Genomic DNA, 17,325 nt, shown 5'->3' with positions numbered 1-17,325 from the left:
CATGAAGGAGCTCCTGCAGTTCACGCTCATCGGCCTGGGCCTCGGGTCGTCGTACGCGCTGTTCGCCCAGGGCGTGGTGCTGGTCTACCGCGGGTCGGGCATCGTGAACTTCGCCCACGGGGCCCTCGGGGTGCTGGCGTCGTACCTGACGTTCCTCACCTGCCAGCGTGACCAGGGGATGGCGATCGGGCCGTCGATCGTCCTCGGGATCCTGGCTGCGGTGGTGACGGCGCTCGCCTTCGAGCTCCTCGTCCTGCGCCTGCTGGCCCGGGCGGCGCCGATCACCCGGCTGATCGCCACGCTCGGGCTGCTGGCGGTGGTGCAGGCCGGCGTCGAGATGAAGTACGGGGCGGCCAACCAGCCGGTCCCGCCCTTCCTCCCCCACGACACCTTCGACTGGGGCGGCGTCCGGGTCCAGGAGCAGGTGCTCTACATCGTCGGCGTGACGCTCGTGGTCACCGTCGCCCTGTGGGCGGTGGTCCGGTACAGCCGCGTGGGGTTGGCGATCAGCGCGTCGGCGCAGAACGAGCGGGCCGTCCAGACCCTCGGTTGGTCGCCGAAGTTCCTGTCCAGCCTGACGTGGGGCGTCGGTGCCGGGGTGGCGGGCCTGGCCGGCGTGCTCGTGGCCCCGCTCACCGGCCTCTCGACCGTGGGCTTCACGCTGGTGGTGACCGTCGCGGCGTTGGCGGCCGCCCTGCTCGGCGGGTTCCGCTCGTTTCCCCTGACCCTCGCGGGCGGCATGGTGGTCGGCATCGGCGAGAGCCTGGTGACGCTGTACCGCCCCGACATCGAGGACTTCCTGGGTCAGGACCAGATCACCGGCCTCAACCGGGCCGTGCCGTTCCTCGTCATCCTGGTCGTCCTGGTGATCCGGGGTCGCGGCCTCCCGCTCCGCAGCCACGTCACCGACCGCCTGCCCCGTCTCGGCACCGGCCAGCTGAACCTCCGCGGTGTCGCGGTCGCCTCGCTCGTCCTGCTCGTCCTGCTGTTCGGCGTCTTCGACGACCGGTGGGCGGCGGCGACCTACGTGTCGCTGTCCTCGGCCGTCGTCGTGCTGTCGGTGGTCGTGCTCACCGGGTACGCCGGGCAGGTGTCGCTGGGACAGTGGGCCATGGCCGGGACGGGGGCGCTGCTGGCCGGCACGCTGATCCTGCGGGCCGGTTGGCCCATGGAGGTGGCGATCCCGGCCGGCATCTTCCTCACCATCCCGGCCGGGCTGCTCTTCGCGCTCCCTGCCCTGCGCACGCGGGGCGTCAACCTCGCCGTGGTCACGCTCGGTCTCGGCTTCACCGTCCGGGAGGTGGTCTTCGCCAACGGCCGCTGGGTCGCCGAGGGGGTCGACGGCGGCACGCGGGTCGGTCCCGCCGACGTGTTCGGCTACGAGGTCGACGCGTCGACCCACCCCCACCGGTGGGCGGTGGTCTGCCTGGTCGGCTTCGTGCTGTCGGCGATCGTCGTCGCCAACCTCCGGCGATCTCGCACCGGGCGCCGGCTCATCGCCGTCCGCACCAACGAGCGGGCTGCCGCGTCACTGGGGATCAGCGTCTTCGGGGTGAAGCTCTACGCGTTCGGCGTGGCCGCGGCCATCGCCGGGCTCGGCGGCGTCCTGGTGGGCTTCCAGTCGTCGACGGTGACCTACGAGCGCTTCAACGCGTTCGCCTCGATCAACGCGGTGGCGTACGCGGTGATCGGCGGGCTCGGCTACGTCGTCGGCGCCGCCTTCTCGGCCCCGAACGCCATCGGCGGGCTCGGGACCCGCATCATGGAAGACCTGCTCAACCTGGGTGCGTGGGACGCGGTCGTCGGTGGCGTGCTGCTCCTCGTCGTGATCGTCACCCAGCAGGACGGCATCGCCGAGGTCGCCGTGCACGGGACGAGGTCGCTCGTCCGCCGCCTCCACCTCGGGCCCCGCCGACCGCCGGCCCCCGAGCTCGTGGAGCGCGCCGCCGCGCCCGTCGACCCGGTGACGCTGCGGGTGAGCGACGTGACGGTGCGCTTCGGGGGAGTGACCGCGGTCGACGGCGTCGGCTTCCACGTCGCTCCGGGCGAGGTCGTCGGCCTCATCGGGCCCAACGGCGCCGGGAAGACGACGATCATCGACGCCGTGACCGGCTTCGTGCGCCCCGCGGCCGGCACCGTGTCGATCAACGACGCGCGCATCGAGGGCTGGAGCACGAGCAGGCGAGCCCGTCACGGCCTGCGGCGTTCGTTCCAGTCGCTCGAGCTGTTCGAGGACACGTCGGTCGAGGACAACATCCGCGCCGGGGCGGACAGCGGCAGCCGGCTGTCGTGGGTGACCGACCTCGTCTGGCCGGGGCAGCACCCGATGCCGGACACCGCGGTGGCCGCGATCCGCGAGTTCGGCCTCGAGGACTCCCTGGCCCGGAAGCCCGACGAGCTTCCCTACGGGCAGCGTCGCCTGGTGGGCATCGCCCGGTCGGTGGCCTCCGCGCCGTCGGTGGTCCTGCTCGACGAGCCGGCCGCCGGCCTCGACGAGTCGGAGAGCCGGGAGCTGGCCCACCTGATCCGGCGCCTCGCCGACGAGCGCCGGATGGGCGTCCTGCTCATCGAGCACGACGTCGGCCTGGTGATGTCGACGTGCGACCGGATCGTCGTCCTCGATGCCGGGCGCGTGATCGCTTCGGGCACCCCCGACGAGGTCCGTCGCGACCCCGCCGTCCTCGCCGCCTACCTCGGGGGCGCTCCCACCGAGACCGAGACCGTCGACGAGCCCCAGCAACAGATGGTGGGTGACCCATGAGCGCGAACCTGGACGGCGACCGGACCGCGGCGGCGACGGACACGCTCCTCGAATGCCGTCGGCTGTCGTCGGGCTACGGGCAGGTCATGGTGGTGCACGACCTCGACCTGCGGGTCGGCGCCGGGGAGGTGGTGGCGCTGATCGGTCCGAACGGCGCCGGGAAGACCACGACGCTGCTGACGCTGGCCGGCGAGATCACGCCGGCGAGCGGCGAGGTGCACCTGTTCGGCGGGGCGACGGCCGCACCGATGCACCGGCGTTGCCGCGACGGGCTCGGCTTCATCACCGAGGAGCGGTCGGTCATCATGGACCTCACCGCCTCGGAGAACCTGCGGCTCGCCGGGGTGGGGGTCGCCGAGGCCGTGTCGCTCTTCCCGGAGCTGGAGGGCCTGCTCCCGCGGAAGGCCGGGCTCCTGTCGGGTGGCGAGCAGCAGATGCTGACCCTGGCCCGGGCCCTCGGCCGCGAGCCGCGGATGCTGCTCGCCGACGAGCTGTCGCTCGGGCTGGCACCGATGGTGGCGGCCCGGCTGCTGGCGCAGCTGCGTTCGGCCGCCGACGAGCGCGGCGTCGGCGTGCTGTTGGTGGAGCAGCACGTCCGCCAGGCGCTGGCGATCGCCGATCGGGTCTACGTCCTGCAACGGGGCCGCGTCGTGCTCTCGGGCACGGCGGAGGAGGTCTCCGGCCAGCTGCTCGAGGTCGAGGCGGTCTACCTGTCGTCCTCGTTCGACACCAACGGCACGAACGATCGCTGACAGGCGGCGCGCGTCAGAACGTCAGCGGAGCCAGGCGACCGCCTTGGTCTCGAGGTACTGCTCGAAGCCCTCGAGGCCGTTCTGGCGCCCGATGCCGCTGGCCTTGTACCCGCCGTAGGGCGAGTCGGCGCCATACCACAGCCCGCCGTTGACGCCGATCGAGCCGGTGCGGATCCGCCGCGCCACTGCGGTGGCGCGCTCGTCGGAGGCCGAGAACACGCCGCCGGACAGGCCGTAGCCGCTGTCGTTGGCGATCCGCACCGCGTCGTCATCGTCGTCGTACGGGATCACGGCGAGCACGGGGCCGAAGATCTCCTCCTGGGCGATGGTCATCGAGTTGTCGACGCCGACGAACAGGGTGGGCTCCATGAAGTAGCCCTCGGGGAGGTGCTGGGGGCGACCCCCGCCGACGACCAGCTCGGCCCCTTCCTCCTGTCCCCTGTCGACGTAGCCCAACACCCGGTCGAGCTGCTTGCGGCTGATCAGCGGGCCCATGAACACGTTCGGGTCGGTGGGGTCGCCGTAGGGGACGGCGCCCATGGCCTGCGTGATCAGCTCGACACCCTCGTCGTAGCGCGAGCGGGGGAGGAGCATGCGGGTCTGCATCGCGCAGCCCTGGCCGCCGTGCATGCACACCGTCATCCCCGAGGGAACGACGCTCGGGAAGTCGGCGTCGTCGAGCACGATCATGGCGGACTTGCCGCCGAGCTCGAGGAACACCCGCTTCATGGTGGCGGCGCCCTTCTCCATGATGCGCTTGCCGGTGGCGGTCGATCCCGTGAACGAGATCATGTCGACCAGGGGCGACAGGGTCAGCTCCTCGCCCACCAGGTGGTCGGACGACGTCACGACGTTGAGGACCCCCGGCGGCATGTCGGTCCGCTCGGCCACCAGCCGGCCGAGGCGCGTCGCGTTCCACGGTGTGTCGGGCGCCGGCTTGAGGACCGTGGTGTTGCCGGTGGCGAGGATCGGCCCGATCTTGTTCATCGTGACCTCGAACGGGTAGTTCCACGGGACGATCGCTCCGACCACGCCCAGCGCCTCCTTCCAGACCGCTCGACGACTGGTCATCCCCATGAGCGCGCCGTCCGGCAGGGCTCGGTCCCACGGGAACTCGTCGACGAGCTTCGCCGGGTAGCGCAGCGAGTCCTCCAACGGCGCGTCGAGCTGGGCGCTGTAGGTGAGCATCACGGGCGTTCCCGCTTCGGCGACGAGCTCGTGGCGCAGGTCCTCCCGCTCGGACTCCAGTGCCGTCTGCAGTTGCTCGAGGCAGCGCTTGCGGAGCGCCCGGTTGGTCGACCAGTCGGTCTCGTCGAACGCCCTCCGCGCGGCGACGATCGCCCGCCGCATCTCCGCGGGCGACGCGTCGGCGACCTCACCCAGCACCGCTTCGGTCGCGGGGTTCACGTTCTCGAAGCGCCGCGCCGAATCGGCCTCGACGAGCTGGCCGTCGATCAGCATCCGGGCCTCGCCGGTGAAGCTCGGTGTCTCGGTCATGGGGTTCCTTTCGGGTGCGCGACCACGCCGCGCTCGGGGGGCGACGTGGGTCAACCCTTGCGGGCGGCGAGCGCCGCCTGTCCTCGTGCCATCAGGGCGGCGACGTCTATCTGGCCGGTCGTCACGCCGGCGACGAAGCCCGCGTCGACCACCATGTTCAGCCCGGTGACGAACGAGGCGCCCTCGCTGTTGAGGAACGCCAGCGGCCAGGCCATCTCCTCCGGTCGGGCCTCACGGCGCATCGGGCCGTAGAACGCCTCGATGAGCTCGTGCCCACCGAGGGCCTTGTCGAACTCCGGCATCATCGGCGTGGTCGTGGGGCCCGGGCTGATGCAGTTCAGCCGGATGCCGTCGCCGCACAGCTCGGTGGCCCTCTGCATCGTGTAGACGATGATGGCCTCCTTGGAGAAGCCGTAGCCGTCGGCCACGACGTCGGCGTGCTGCTCGCACCACGCCTGCGCCTGCTCGAACCCTGCGGTGGCCAGCAGATCGAGGATCACGGGCATCCGCTCCATGAACTGCAACCCGGCGTTGGACGAGATGACGGCGATGGCACCGCCGTTCGGCATCCTCGAGCGCACGCCCTCCACCAGGTGGCGCATGGCGACGAAGTTCACCGTCACGACGTCCAGGGGCGGCTTGGTCTGGGGGAGGCCGGCGCAGTAGAAGACGCAGTCGACAGGATCGTCGAGGGACGCCAGGAGCCTGTCGACCTGCGAGCGGTCCCGCAGGTCGCAGAGGGTGAACGCCGCCAGGTCGTAGTCGGGCTCCCGCACGTCCACCCCGTGCACCTCGGCACCGAGCGACTGCACGACCTTCGCCGTCGCCATCCCCATCCCCGAGTAGCAGCCGACCACCAGCGCACGCTTGCCGTCGTAGCGGTGCAGGTCCTTCACGTCGGGTCCCCCTTCTCCCCTGCGGCCCGCCCTCGCTCAGGCACCCCTGGCGGTAGGGCCGCTCGTCCTCTAAGATGACAGTATCGTCAAGTTCGGGACGAGGGGGACTCATGAACGTTGATGATCTGATCCTGGTCAGCGTCGACGACCACGTGATCGAGCCGCGGGGCCTGTTCGACCAGCACATCCCCGAGCGCTATCGCGACGTGGCGCCGAGGGTGCTCACCGACGACGACGGCAGCGAGTACTGGCAGTTCGGGGACGAGCGCGCCATGTACATGGGCCTGAACGCCGTCGCCGGGTGCCCACCGGAGGAGTACGGCCTCAACCCGACGCGGTACGACCAGATGCGGCCGGGTTGCTACGACATCCACGAGCGCGTGCGTGACATGAGCGCCAACGGCGTGCTGGCATCGCTCAACTTCCCCACCTTCCCCCACTTCTGCGGCCAGCTCTTCGCCCGGGCGAAGGACAAGGACGTGGCCATCGCGGTGGTGCGCGCCTACAACGACTGGCACATCGACGAGTGGTGCGGCTCCTACCCGGGGCGGTTCATCCCCTGCGCCATCACGCCGTTCTGGGACCCGCAGCTCATGGCCGAGGAGGTGCGCCGCATCGCCGCCAAGGGGTGCCACGCGGTGACGTTCTCGGAGAACCCCGAGAAGCTCGGCCGTCCCAGCCTGCACAGCGACCACTGGGACCCCTTCTGGGCCGCCTGCGCCGAGGTCGGCACCGTGGTCTGCCTGCACATCGGCTCGTCGTCGTCGCTGATCCTCACCGCCAGCGACGCACCGGCCGACGTGATGATCGCCATCACGCCGATGAACGCGTACCTCGCGCTCAACGACCTCATGTGGACCCCGATCTTCAAGAAGTTCCCCGACATCAAGATCGCGATGTCCGAGGGCGGGATCGGCTGGATCCCGTACGCGCTGGAGCGGATGGACTACGTCTACGAGCACCACCACGCCTGGACCGGTGCCGACTTCGGCGGCTCGCGCCCCAGCGACGTCTACCGCGAGCACATCGTGACCTGCTTCATCGACGACGCCAGCGGTCTCGAGCAGCGCCACCGGGTCGGGATCGACTCGATCACCTGGGAGTGCGACTACCCGCACTCCGACAGCACCTGGCCGCACTCGCCCGAGCTGCTCGGCAAGTCGCTCACCGGCATCCCCGACGACGAGGTGAACCAGATCACCCACCTCAACGCCCTGCGCGTCTTCCAGCTCGATCCCTTCTCGGTCCGGTCGAAGGAGGACTCCACGGTCGGTGCCCTGCGGGCCGAGGCGGCCGACGTCGACACCTCCATCCGCAGCCTCGGCCGGGTCAACGAGGGTGCCACCTCGGCGAACGAGCTCGCCTCGATCGCCCGGCCGGCCGCGATCGACGAATAGACGACGAGCAGGCGCTGTGTCGACAGCCCTCACCGGCGACCATCGTGCCCTCGGCGAGGTGGCGCGCTCCCTGCTCGCTCAGCGCGAGGCCACCGCGGCGGCTCGGGCGACGCTCGAGGCCGCCACCGAGTCGCTGCCACCCTTCTGGGAGGAGCTCGCCGGCCTCGGTTGGACGGGCCTGCACCTCGCCGCGGAACACGGTGGCCAGGGGTACGGCATCCCCGAGCTCGCCATCGTGTGCGAGGAGATCGGCCGGGTGGTCATGCCCGGCCCGTTCCTCCCGACGGTCCTGGCCGGCGCGGTGATCGCGGCGGTCGGCACCGAGGAGCAGCAGGCTCGGCTCCTGCCGGGCCTGGCCGCGGGCTCCACCATCGGTGCCGTCGGCCTGGACGGCTTCCTCACCTGCGCAGGCGGCCGGCTCGACGGCGGCGCCTGGCCGGTGCTCGGGGGCGCGCTCGCCGACCTGCTCCTCGTCCCCGTCGGTCGGGACCTCGCGGTCGTGGCGGCGTCGAGTCCGGGGCTCACGGTGCGGCAGGCCGACGGCCTGGACCCCACGCGTCGACTGGCCCGCATGCGAGCGGACGGCGTCGAGGTGGCGGGTGACGACCTGCTGACCGGGGGAGTGGCGGTGGCCCGCCGCATCGGGCGCGTGCTCGCGGCGGCGGAAGCGGCCGGCGGCGCCCGCGCCTGCACCGAGGCGGCCGTCGACTACGCCAAGGTGCGCGAGCAGTTCGGCCGGCCCATCGGATCGTTCCAAGCCGTCAAGCACCACTGCGCCGACATGCTCGTCGACGCCGAGCTGGCCGCCGCGGCCGCGTGGGCCGCCGCCCGACCGGCAGCCGACGACGGTCAGGCCCGGTTGTCGGCGGCGGTGGCCGCGACCCAGGCGCTGCCCGCCTACCGGCGCTGCGCCGAGCGCAACATCCAGGTGCACGGCGGGGTCGGCTACACGTGGGAGCACGACGCCCACCTCCACCTGCGGCGGGCCGCCTCGCTGGCCGCGCTGTTCGGCGGCGACGGGCCGGCCCCCGGGGAGGTGACCGAGCTGACCGCGGCCGGGGCGCGCCTCGAGCTCACCGTCGACCTGCCGCCCGAGGCCGACGACCATCGGCGCGCGGTCCGGGCGTTCAGGGGCCGCTACGACGCTCTGCCCGTCGGCCAGCGCCGGGCCGCGCTCATCGACGCGGGCTACCTCGTGCCCCACTGGCCGAAGCCCTGGGGCCGGGGAGCCGACGTGGTCGAGCAGCTCGTGATCGAGGAGGAGTTGGTGGATGTCGACCCACCCGACCTCGGGATCGGCACCTGGGTGCTGCCCACCCTGATCCAGAACGGCACACCTGAGCAGATCGAGCGCTGGATCCGTCCGAGCCTCGAGGGGAAGCTCCGCTGGTGCCAGCTGTTCAGCGAGCCCGGCGCCGGCTCCGACGCCGCGGCCATCCAGAGCCGGGCACGTCGCGTGGACGGCGGCTGGGTCGTCAACGGCCAGAAGGTCTGGACGAGCGATGCCCACCGGAGCAACCGCGGCCTCGCCACCGTGCGCACCGATCCCGAGGCGGCCAAGCACGCCGGCCTGACCACGCTGGCGATCGACATGGAGGCCCCGGGGGTCGAGGTGCGCCCTCTGCGCGAGCTGACCGGCGAGACGCTGTTCAACGAGGTCTTCCTCGACGACGTCTTCGTGCCCGACGAGGACGTTGTCGGCGAGGTGGACCGGGGCTGGGCCGTCGCCCGGGCGACGCTCGGCAACGAGCGGGTGTCGATCGGGGGGAACGAGGGCGGGCTCGACCAGCTGCGGGCCGCCGACCTCGTGCCGCTCGCCGAGCGCTACCTGGCGGGTGACGACGGAGCGGCGCGGCAGGTCGGCGTCCTCCTTGCGGAGGACCACGCCATGGCCGCGCTCAACCTCCGGCACATCGGCCGGGCGCTCGCCGGTGGCCCGCCGGGCCCGGAGGGCAACATCACCAAGCTGGTCTCGGCCGAGCACGCGCAGCGGGTCACCGAGCTCGGGATGCGGCTCACCGGGCTGGGCGGGGTGGGGGACGAGGAGCCCGAGGTCGCCGGCGGGTACCTGTTCAGCCGCTGCCTCACCATCGCCGGGGGCACCTCGGAGATCATCCGGAACGTCATCGCCGAACGGCTCCTGGGCCTGCCTCGGGACCCGCTCCAGCGCTGAGGGAGATGCTATGACCCACGACGATGCCGTCAGGCCGGCCCGGAGGTTCCTGCACGTCTGCTACTGCTGCTCGGACACCGGGCCGGTGACGCAGTTCCTGGTCGAGGGCCTGGCCATGCGGCGTGTGATGGGCACCCCGGTGGAGCGGTCGGACGGTGCGATCCTCGGTCTGCCCGGCGAGGTGGAGGGCGGCGCGGACTTCGTCTTCGACGCCCGTGGTCCACGGACGAGCCCCGCGGTCGAGGTGCAGAGCTGGATCGACCCGCCGCTCACCGGCCGTCCCGTCGACGATCCGACCGCGGTCGGCATCCAGGCGCTCGGGGTCTCGGTGCCCGACCTGCCCGAGGTGACCGAGCGCCTCGGCGGGCTGGGGTGCGCCGTCGTGGGGACGGGACGGTCGCCGTTCGGCACCGAGTGGACGACGCTGCGGGATGCCACCGGCGTGACGCTCGACCTGGTGGCCGACGCCACCGTGCCCGAGGACGAGACCCGCATGCGGCACCTTCGGATCACCTGCACCGACCTCGAGCGCTCGCGGCGGTGGTACGAGGGGATGGGGTTCGAGGTGCTGGCCACCGAGTCCCTGAAGGACGCCGCCTTCCTGGGCCGCGCCGACTCCGTGGACGCCGAGGCGGTGCGCCTGCGGCTCCCCGACGAAGCGTTCGAGGCCATCCTGGTCCAGTGGCGCGCCCCCGCCTCCCACGGACGGCACACCCGCGACCCCAACCACGCCGGCCTGTACCGCGCCGCGGTGGGCGTCGACGACACCCGCGCGTCCTACGAGGCGCTGTGCGCCGCCGGCTGGACCTTCGATCGGGCACCGATGCCGATCGAGCTGCGGGGTACGCCGGTGCCCGACATGTGGATCTGCTTCCTGAGCGATCCCGACGGGGTGCCGTTCGAGCTGGTCGAACGCCCGCGGGAGGCGTTCCGCCCCTGAGCGGGCAAGGTGGCGTCAGCCGACCCAGGGAGACTGCAGTGGAGATGTGGGCGCTCGTGGCGCGTGAGTCGATCCGGGACCTCGTGGCCCGGTACAACGCCAACGGGGACACCGGACGGTTCGACGAGGTGGTCGAGCTGTTCACGCCGGATGCCGTGATGGACGTGGCCGGCTCAGGGCCGAAGGTGGGGCACGACGAGATCCGCTCGATCTTCACGACCAGCCGGGACGGCGCCGACTTCGGCGACGCACCCGTGTACCTGCGCCACATGACGGCGACGCACCAGATCGACCTGCTGAGCCCGTCCGAGGCGACGGGGCGTTGCCACTACCTGGTGCTCACCGCCGTCGGGCTCGACCACTGGGGCCGCTACGTCGACGAGTACCGGGCCACCGACGGGCGTTGGCGGTTCTCGAAGCGCCGGGTGACCGTCGACGGCAGGGACCCCCGCTCGCTGTTCGTCCGCGAGGACGGTTAGCCAGGGCTCCCGTCGCGGTCAGGGGTGCCGGCGGCGGGGGGCGGGCCAGTCGTCGGGGCGGAGCAGGGCGTCGGTGCCGCCGTCGAGGTAGACGACCGATCCGACGAAGAACCGGCCCTCGTCGCCGAGGAGGAGCGACACCAACGCAGCGATGTCGTCGGGCCCGCCCGGCCGGCCGATGGGCAGGGGTGTCCGCTCGATGACCCTCGCCGACTCCGGCTCCTGGCGCATCTCCGCCGTGAGCGCCGTCTCGATGTGCCCGGGCGCCACGGCGTTGAGCCGGACGCCACGTCCGGCCCAGGGTTGGCCGGGCGCCTGGCGCCGCACCCAGCGGGCCACCGCCAGCTTGGCCGAGGAGTAGGCCGCGGGACCGCCGACCGCGTCGGCGAGGGCACGAGCCCGCTCCTCGTCTCCCTCCAGGCAGGCGTCGACCAGGTCGTCGTCCACGTTCGGCGCGGTCGTCGCCGCGTTGGAGCTGATGGCGACCGCGGCGCCGGCCGTGCGGGCCAGTGCAGGCCGGAGGCCGACCAGGATCTCGATGCTGCCGAAGTAGTCGATGGACACCACCGTGGAGCCCTGGCGGCCTCCGAAGCCGGACACGCCGGCGAACGTGGCGACGCCGTCGATCTCTCGCCCCGCGACCTCCTCGATCACCCGGCGACGGCCCGCCGCCGTGCCGAGGTCGGCGTCGACGTCGCTGCCGGCCCGGTCGACGCCGATGACGACACGCCCTGTGGCGGCGAGGCGGGCGGCTGTGGCCGCGCCCATGCCCGATGCCGCACCGGAGATGACGACGGTCATGCGGTGACCCTACCGGCTCGGGTGGGCGAGAACTTGATGGTTTTGTCAAGTACGTTGGCGGGGTGGACGTCTACACCGAGGAGGGCTCGCGATGAGCGACGACGGGCACGACCGCGCCGAGGTCGAGGAGGCGTTCCGCCGCTACTTCCTGACCGGGATCGCCGGGGAGGACTGGATCGCCTGGTCGCAGCTGTTCACCGACGACGCCGTCTACCACGACCACTTCTGGGGCACGTTCCACGGGCCGTCGGAGATCCAACGGTTCCTGGAGGGAACGATGTCGTTCGCGTCCCACGTGTACTCGGTGCTGGTCTGGTATGTGATCGACGGCGACCGGATCGTCTACGAGGTGCGCAACCGGGCGGACCACCTCGAGCCGGGGGAGCCGCCCATCGAGTTCCCGTCGCTGCAGGTCATCGAGTACGCGGGCGGCGGGAGGTGGTCCTCGGAGGAGGACTGGTGGACCGTGCAGGACATGAAGCGCTTCAACCAGCGGTACGCGGCGGCCTGCCAGGCGCACGGCCCCGAGCACGAGCCGCGGCTCTCGCGCCTCGACTGGGGCCCGTGGGTCGACTGGGCGCGACCGGCGCCGGGGGACCGGCCCACGCCGTCCTGGTACGGGCGCGACGACGTCACGCCGATCACCCGGCTGAGCGACATGACCTTCGGCGCACGGGCATCCTGAGGCGGGTGGTGGTCCTCCCGCCCCCGTTCGCCCGGTCGCGGTCAGCCAGGTCCTGCCGCGGCTGGGGCCGGGGCCGGGGCCGCCACGCCCCAGGCGGCCAGCAGGTCGTCGACCGTCCAGAGGGTGCCGACGAACGGCAGGGTGTGGCGCATCATCGATGCGACGTGCTCGGCCGGGGCGCCGGCGACGGCGTCGCGGGCGATGACCACGTCGAAGTCCTCGTCCGTCGCCTCGGTGGAGGCGACGGGGATCGCCACGTTGGCCGAGATGCCGGCGAAGACGATCGTGCGCACCCCCACGTTCCTCAGCAGGTTGTAGGTCTCGGTGCCGTACGTCGGCGAGAAGCCGCTGTGGCGGGGGAGCACGAGGTCGTCGGGGCCGACCCCGATCTCGGGGATCACCTGCGTGGCCGGGTGGTCCGCGTGCCAGTCGGCCTGGGCATCGACCAGCCGCTCGAACAGCGGTGGCCGGCGGTTGCTCGAGCGGTTGCCGGCTACCGGCACGTAGGTGAGGTGCACGACGAGGATGCCCGCGGCCCGAGCCCCCTGGGCGAGCCGAGCCATCGCGGGGATGACGGGTGCGGCGGCCTTGGCGATGGTGTGCATGATCGTGTGCTCGGCGCTGAGCAGACCGTTCTGGCACTCCACGAACAGCACGGCGGTGGTCGACGGGTCCGGTGGGTTGGTCGTCACGTCGCGAGCTTAGCTTGACGGAATCGTCAAGACCGAGGGCACCGGAGCGTCCGGTGCACGTCGTGAGCGCCGAGGGCATCGGGCGATGATCCAGTTCGAGCCGACCGAGCTCACCGCAGGCGAGCGGGCGCTGCAGGCCGAGGTCCGGGCCTTCCTGGTCGAGGAGCTGCCGCGGGGGTCGTTCGCCCCCGGCCTCGGCATGAACGGTGCCAAGGACCCCGCCTTCTCGGCCAGGCTCGGCGAGCGGGGTTGGCTCGGCATGGCCCTCCCCACGCGCTACGGCGGCCACGACCGCACCGCGGTCGACCGCTTCGTCGTCACCGAGGAGCTGCTCCGCTGGGGCGCGCCGATCGGGCACCACTGGGTGGCCGACCGTCAGTCGGGCCCCGTCATCGCCCGCTACGGGACCGAGGCGCAGAAGCAGCGCTTCCTGCCCGGCATCGCCCGGGGCGAGCTGTCGTTCTCGATCGGGATGAGCGAGCCCGACAGCGGCAGCGACCTCGCCTCGCTGTCGACCCGGGCGATCCGCGACGGCGACGGCTGGGTCGTGTCCGGGCGCAAGGTCTGGACGACCCTCGCCCACGAGAACGACTGGATCATCGTCCTGTGCCGCACGTCGCCGATCGAGGACACCGGCGACAAGCGCCTGGGCCTGTCGCAGCTCATCGTGGACCTGCGCTCGCCCGGCCTCCAGGCCCACCCCGTCCCCTTCATCGACGGCGGCGCCGACTTCTGCGAGGTCGTGCTGGACGAGGTGTTCGTGCCCGGCGACCTGGTCCTGGGCGAGGTGGGCGACGGCTGGGCGCAGAACACCTCCGAGCTGGCGTTCGAGCGCGGTGGGCCGGATCGGTGGCTGAGCACCTATCTCGTCGTCGAGGAGCTGCTGCGGGCGCACGAGCAGGGTGATGTGCCGGGCGAGGTCGTCGACCTGCTGGGCGGTGCGGGGGCGATGTACTGGGTGCTGCACAACCTGTCGCTGTCGATCGCCCGGGCCGTCGACCGCGGGGAGGCGCCGTCGCTCCAGGCGGCGCTGGTCAAGGAGGTGGGGACGCGGTTCGAGCAGGACGTGCTGGACGCGGTGGTGGCGCTCGTCGACCACGAGCCCGGCCTGCCGGCCGAGTCCGGGCTCGAGCGCCTCCTGGTCGCCGCGACGCTCACCGCGCCCTCGTTCACCATCCGGGGCGGGACGAACGAGATCCTGCGCTCCGTCGTGGCCAAGGGCCTGCGAAGCCGGTGAAGGTCGACCCGGTCCTCGTCGACACCGTCGACCGCCTGCTCGCCGAGGCCTGCACGTTCGCGGTCGTCGAGCGCGCCGAGGCGGAGGGGTGGTGCGCCGCTGCCTGGGACCCGCTGGCGCAGGCCGGGTTCCCCTGGATCTCGGTGCCGGAGGACGCGGGTGGCCCGGGCGGGACGCTGGCCGACGCGCTGGCCGTGCTGCGGGCCGTCGGTCGCCACGCGGCGCCGGTGCCGGTGGCCGAGACGGGGGTGCTCGCCGGCTGGCTCGCGGCGAGCGTCGGCTTCCCGGTGGGCTCGGGCCCGGCCACCGTCGTGCCCGACCCCGGTGCGCTGCGCGTGGCTGCCGGCCGCGTCGAGGGCGAGGCCGTCGTGGCCTGGGCGCACCGCGCCGCCCGGATCCTGGCGCTCGTCCCCACGTCGTCCGCCTGGCTCGTCGTGGCGGCGACGCCCGACCAGCTCGACATCACGTCGCGGTCGAACCTGGCGGGGGAGCCGCGCGACCGCGTGCGCTTCGCCGTCGACCTGGCCGATCTCGAGCACGCCACGGCACCCGCCGGCGTGGACGGGAGGGCGCTGCGGTGCCGCGGGGCGCTCACCCGGGTCGCGATGGCCGCCGGCGCGCTGGATCGGCTCGGCGAGCTGACCGTCGACTACGCGCACGCTCGCCAGCAGTTCGGTCGCCCGATCGCCGCCTTCCAGGCCGTCCAGCACCATCTGGTCTCGGTCGCCGAGGCGGCGGCGCGGGCCGCGATGGCGGCCGACGTGGCGGGGCGGGAGCTGGCCCGTGGCCCGGCGGACGTCGCGGTCGCCGCGGCCAAGGTGGTCGCCGACGAGGCCGCGGTCGAGGCGACGAGGGCGGCCCACCAGGTGCACGGGGCGATGGGGGTCACGCGCGAGTACCCCCTGCACCACATGTCGCGTCGCCTGTGGGCCTGGCGCCACGAGTACGGCGACGCCCGGTCGTGGCGGCGCGTCCTCGGCGCCGGCCTGGTGGCCGGGGGCGCCGACGAGCTGTTCCCCACGATCACCGGTTGAGCGACGGTCGGCCTTTGCCGATCGAGCCCGGGGTGACATACTTGACGAGTTCGTCAACTGTGGAGGAACAGCCATGTCGCTCGCCGGGGAGACGAGGGCCGAAGCGCCCGTGGTCGACTACGGCCTCTACGACGCCGACGAGCACTACTACGAGGCGGAGGACGCCCTCACCCGCTATCTCGACCCCGAGTTCCGTCATGTCGTGCGCTGGATCGAGATGGGTGGACGGCGCACGCTCCTCGTCAACGACCGTCTCCTGACCGTCGTGCCGAACCCGACCTACGACCCAGTCGGGGTCCCCGGATCGCTCGAGCGGTACTTCCGCGCCGAGAACGTCGAAGGCGCCCCGATCAGGGACATCATCGCCATGCACCCGCTGCAGCCCGAGTACCGCGATCGCGACGAGCGCGTCGCGCTGCTGGACCGGCAGGGGGTGGACTTCACCTGGCTGCTGCCGAGCCTGGGCCTCGGGCTCGAGGAGATGCTGCTCGACGACCCCGCCGCGCTCTACGCCGTGTTCGGCGCCTACAACCGCTGGCTCGACGACGACTGGGGCTACGACCGCGACGGTCGCATCCAGACCGGCCCCATGATCTCGCTCGTCGACCCCGTGCGGGCCGAGGCCGAGGTGCAGCGGGCGCTCGACCGGGGCGCCCGCTTCGTGACCTTCCGGCCGGCGCCGGTGGCCGTCCCCGGCAGCCCCCGGTCGCCCGGTGACCGGGCCCACGACCGGGTCTGGGCCATGCTCGCCGAGGCCGGTGTCGTCGCCGCCATCCACGCGGCCGACTCCGGCTACGGCAAGTACATCCGTGACTGGGGCGAGTCCAGCCGCTACTCGGGCCTCAAGAGCTCGCCCCTCACCGAGGTGCTCTCGGTCAACATCGAGCGACCGATCTTCGACATGATCGCGGCGATGGTGTGCCACGGCATCTTCGACCGGCACCCCGAGCTGCGGGTCGCCAGCCTCGAGCTGGGAGCCGGGTGGGTGCACGACCTGATCCGGCGCTTCCGCTCGAGCTACGGCAAGACGCCACAGCTCTTCGAGCGCGACCCGGTGGAGTCGTTCGTCGAGCATGTGTGGATCGCGGCCTTCTACGAGGACGACATCGTCGACCTACGTGGCCACATCGGCGCCGATCGGATCCTGCTCGGGTCCGACTTCCCCCACCCGGAGGGACTGGCCGAGCCCCGGGCCTGGCTGCCCGACTTCGCCGGCCTCACGGCCGACGAGCGCCGCAAGGCCCTCCGCGAGAACCTGCGCGAGCTCTCCGGGCGATGACGCACGAGCCGGCGGCCATGCCGGGCAGGGCGGCCCCCGGGCTCGACGGAGGCTCCGGCGCGGGCGAGGACCTGCGCGAGGTGATGCGCACGGCGCGCTCGATCCGGCGGTTCACCGACGCGCCGGTCGACGACGGCATCCTGCGGCGGTGCCTCGAGGCGGCGACCTGGGCGCCGTCGGGCGGCAACCAGCAGCCCTGGCGGTTCGTGGTGCTCCGTTCGCCCGAGGCTCGCGCCGCGATCGCCGAGGGCGCCCGCGGCGCGCTCGAGGTCACCCAGCACGTCTACCGCCTGGAACGGCCCGCGCCCGACGACCGCTCATCCCGGGCCCGGTCGGCTCGCGCCGTGTTCGAGCTCCACGACGGTGCCGCCACCGTCCCCGCGGCCGTGCTCTTCGCCGTCCGGCACCAGCGCGGCGCGACGCCGCTCCTGCAGGGTGCGTCGGTCTACCCGGCCATGCAGAACTTCCTGCTGGCCGCCCGCATCGAGCGTCTGGGCACGGTCATCACCGGCTGGCACGTGGCGGGCGAGGCCGGACTGCGCGCGGCGGTGGGCGTGCCCGACGAGTGGATGCTCGCCGCGCTGGTCGTCGTCGGCTGGCCGCGCGGCCGTCACGGCCCCGTGCGGCGCAAGCCGGTCGAGGAGGTCGCCGCGCTCGATCGCTGGGACCAGTCGCTGTGACCAGGTAGGAGGCAGGAGAGTA

The 17,325-nt window shown here is 72.5% G+C and carries 15 protein-coding genes; 11 read left to right on the top strand and 4 right to left on the bottom strand.

Features of this window, described 5'->3' with window-relative positions; genetic code table 11:
* Position 1 precedes the first annotated feature (1 nt).
* The gene (locus VK611_18240) at positions 2–2,761 is read left to right on the top strand and encodes a branched-chain amino acid ABC transporter permease/ATP-binding protein (GenBank protein HMG43277.1); all 2,760 of its coding nucleotides are present in this window, start codon (positions 2–4) and stop codon (positions 2,759–2,761) included.
* On the top strand, positions 2,758–3,513 hold the full coding sequence (locus tag VK611_18235; GenBank protein ID HMG43276.1) for an ATP-binding cassette domain-containing protein: 756 nt from the start codon (positions 2,758–2,760) through the stop codon (positions 3,511–3,513). The genes VK611_18240 and VK611_18235 overlap by 4 nt, the downstream gene beginning before the upstream one ends.
* A gap of 21 nt (positions 3,514–3,534) precedes the next feature.
* Here the strand turns inward: VK611_18235 and VK611_18230 are convergent, their stop codons facing one another.
* Together VK611_18230 and VK611_18225 are read right to left on the bottom strand one after the other, a co-directional pair.
* Positions 3,535–5,010: an aldehyde dehydrogenase family protein gene (locus tag VK611_18230; GenBank protein ID HMG43275.1), complete on the bottom strand. Its 1,476-nt coding sequence runs from the start codon at positions 5,008–5,010 to the stop codon at positions 3,535–3,537.
* A 50-nt stretch (positions 5,011–5,060) separates the two neighbouring features.
* On the bottom strand, positions 5,061–5,906 hold the full coding sequence (locus VK611_18225; GenBank protein ID HMG43274.1) for a coniferyl-alcohol dehydrogenase: 846 nt from the start codon (positions 5,904–5,906) through the stop codon (positions 5,061–5,063).
* Positions 5,907–6,016: 110 nt separating this feature from the next.
* On the opposite strand from VK611_18225, the gene VK611_18220 reads away from it, so the two are divergent.
* From VK611_18220 to VK611_18205, 4 genes are read left to right on the top strand one after another with little or no spacing between them, the layout of a single operon-like run.
* A complete protein-coding gene (locus tag VK611_18220; GenBank protein ID HMG43273.1) occupies positions 6,017–7,303 on the top strand; it encodes an amidohydrolase family protein in 1,287 nt (428 codons plus the stop codon).
* A 16-nt stretch (positions 7,304–7,319) separates the two neighbouring features.
* A complete protein-coding gene (locus VK611_18215) occupies positions 7,320–9,476 on the top strand; it encodes an acyl-CoA dehydrogenase (protein ID HMG43272.1) in 2,157 nt (718 codons plus the stop codon).
* A 10-nt stretch (positions 9,477–9,486) separates the two neighbouring features.
* Positions 9,487–10,416 carry a VOC family protein gene (locus VK611_18210; GenBank protein ID HMG43271.1) on the top strand — a complete coding sequence of 310 codons (930 nt, stop codon included), beginning with the start codon at positions 9,487–9,489 and terminating at the stop codon, positions 10,414–10,416.
* A gap of 44 nt (positions 10,417–10,460) precedes the next feature.
* A complete protein-coding gene (locus VK611_18205; GenBank protein ID HMG43270.1) occupies positions 10,461–10,895 on the top strand; it encodes a nuclear transport factor 2 family protein in 435 nt (144 codons plus the stop codon).
* Positions 10,896–10,913: 18 nt separating this feature from the next.
* Here the strand turns inward: VK611_18205 and VK611_18200 are convergent, their stop codons facing one another.
* The gene (locus VK611_18200) at positions 10,914–11,696 is read right to left on the bottom strand and encodes an SDR family oxidoreductase (protein ID HMG43269.1); all 783 of its coding nucleotides are present in this window, start codon (positions 11,694–11,696) and stop codon (positions 10,914–10,916) included.
* A gap of 91 nt (positions 11,697–11,787) precedes the next feature.
* Between VK611_18200 and VK611_18195 the strand changes: the two genes are divergently transcribed.
* Positions 11,788–12,381, top strand: coding sequence for a nuclear transport factor 2 family protein (locus VK611_18195; protein ID HMG43268.1), 594 nt, complete (start codon positions 11,788–11,790; stop codon positions 12,379–12,381).
* A 41-nt stretch (positions 12,382–12,422) separates the two neighbouring features.
* On the opposite strand, the gene VK611_18190 is transcribed toward VK611_18195, so the two are convergent.
* Positions 12,423–13,073 carry a cysteine hydrolase gene (locus VK611_18190; protein HMG43267.1) on the bottom strand — a complete coding sequence of 217 codons (651 nt, stop codon included), beginning with the start codon at positions 13,071–13,073 and terminating at the stop codon, positions 12,423–12,425.
* 85 nt (positions 13,074–13,158) lie between these two features.
* On the opposite strand from VK611_18190, the gene VK611_18185 reads away from it, so the two are divergent.
* From VK611_18185 to VK611_18170, 4 genes are all read left to right on the top strand, one after another.
* Positions 13,159–14,310: an acyl-CoA dehydrogenase family protein gene (locus VK611_18185; protein ID HMG43266.1), complete on the top strand. Its 1,152-nt coding sequence runs from the start codon at positions 13,159–13,161 to the stop codon at positions 14,308–14,310.
* Positions 14,307–15,344 carry an acyl-CoA dehydrogenase family protein gene (locus VK611_18180; protein HMG43265.1) on the top strand — a complete coding sequence of 346 codons (1,038 nt, stop codon included), beginning with the start codon at positions 14,307–14,309 and terminating at the stop codon, positions 15,342–15,344. Before VK611_18185 ends, VK611_18180 begins: the two co-directional genes overlap by 4 nt.
* Before the next feature lie 73 nt (positions 15,345–15,417).
* Positions 15,418–16,623 carry an amidohydrolase family protein gene (locus tag VK611_18175; GenBank protein HMG43264.1) on the top strand — a complete coding sequence of 402 codons (1,206 nt, stop codon included), beginning with the start codon at positions 15,418–15,420 and terminating at the stop codon, positions 16,621–16,623.
* Positions 16,620–17,303, top strand: coding sequence for a nitroreductase family protein (locus tag VK611_18170; GenBank protein HMG43263.1), 684 nt, complete (start codon positions 16,620–16,622; stop codon positions 17,301–17,303). Before VK611_18175 ends, VK611_18170 begins: the two co-directional genes overlap by 4 nt.
* Positions 17,304–17,325: the final 22 nt, after the last annotated feature.

Source organism: Acidimicrobiales bacterium (assembly GCA_035316325.1).
Taxonomy (GTDB): Bacteria; Actinomycetota; Acidimicrobiia; order Acidimicrobiales; family VFJN01; genus DASXTK01.
Note: the sequence above shows the minus strand (reverse complement) of the source record. Positions and strands in the feature narration are given on the sequence as shown.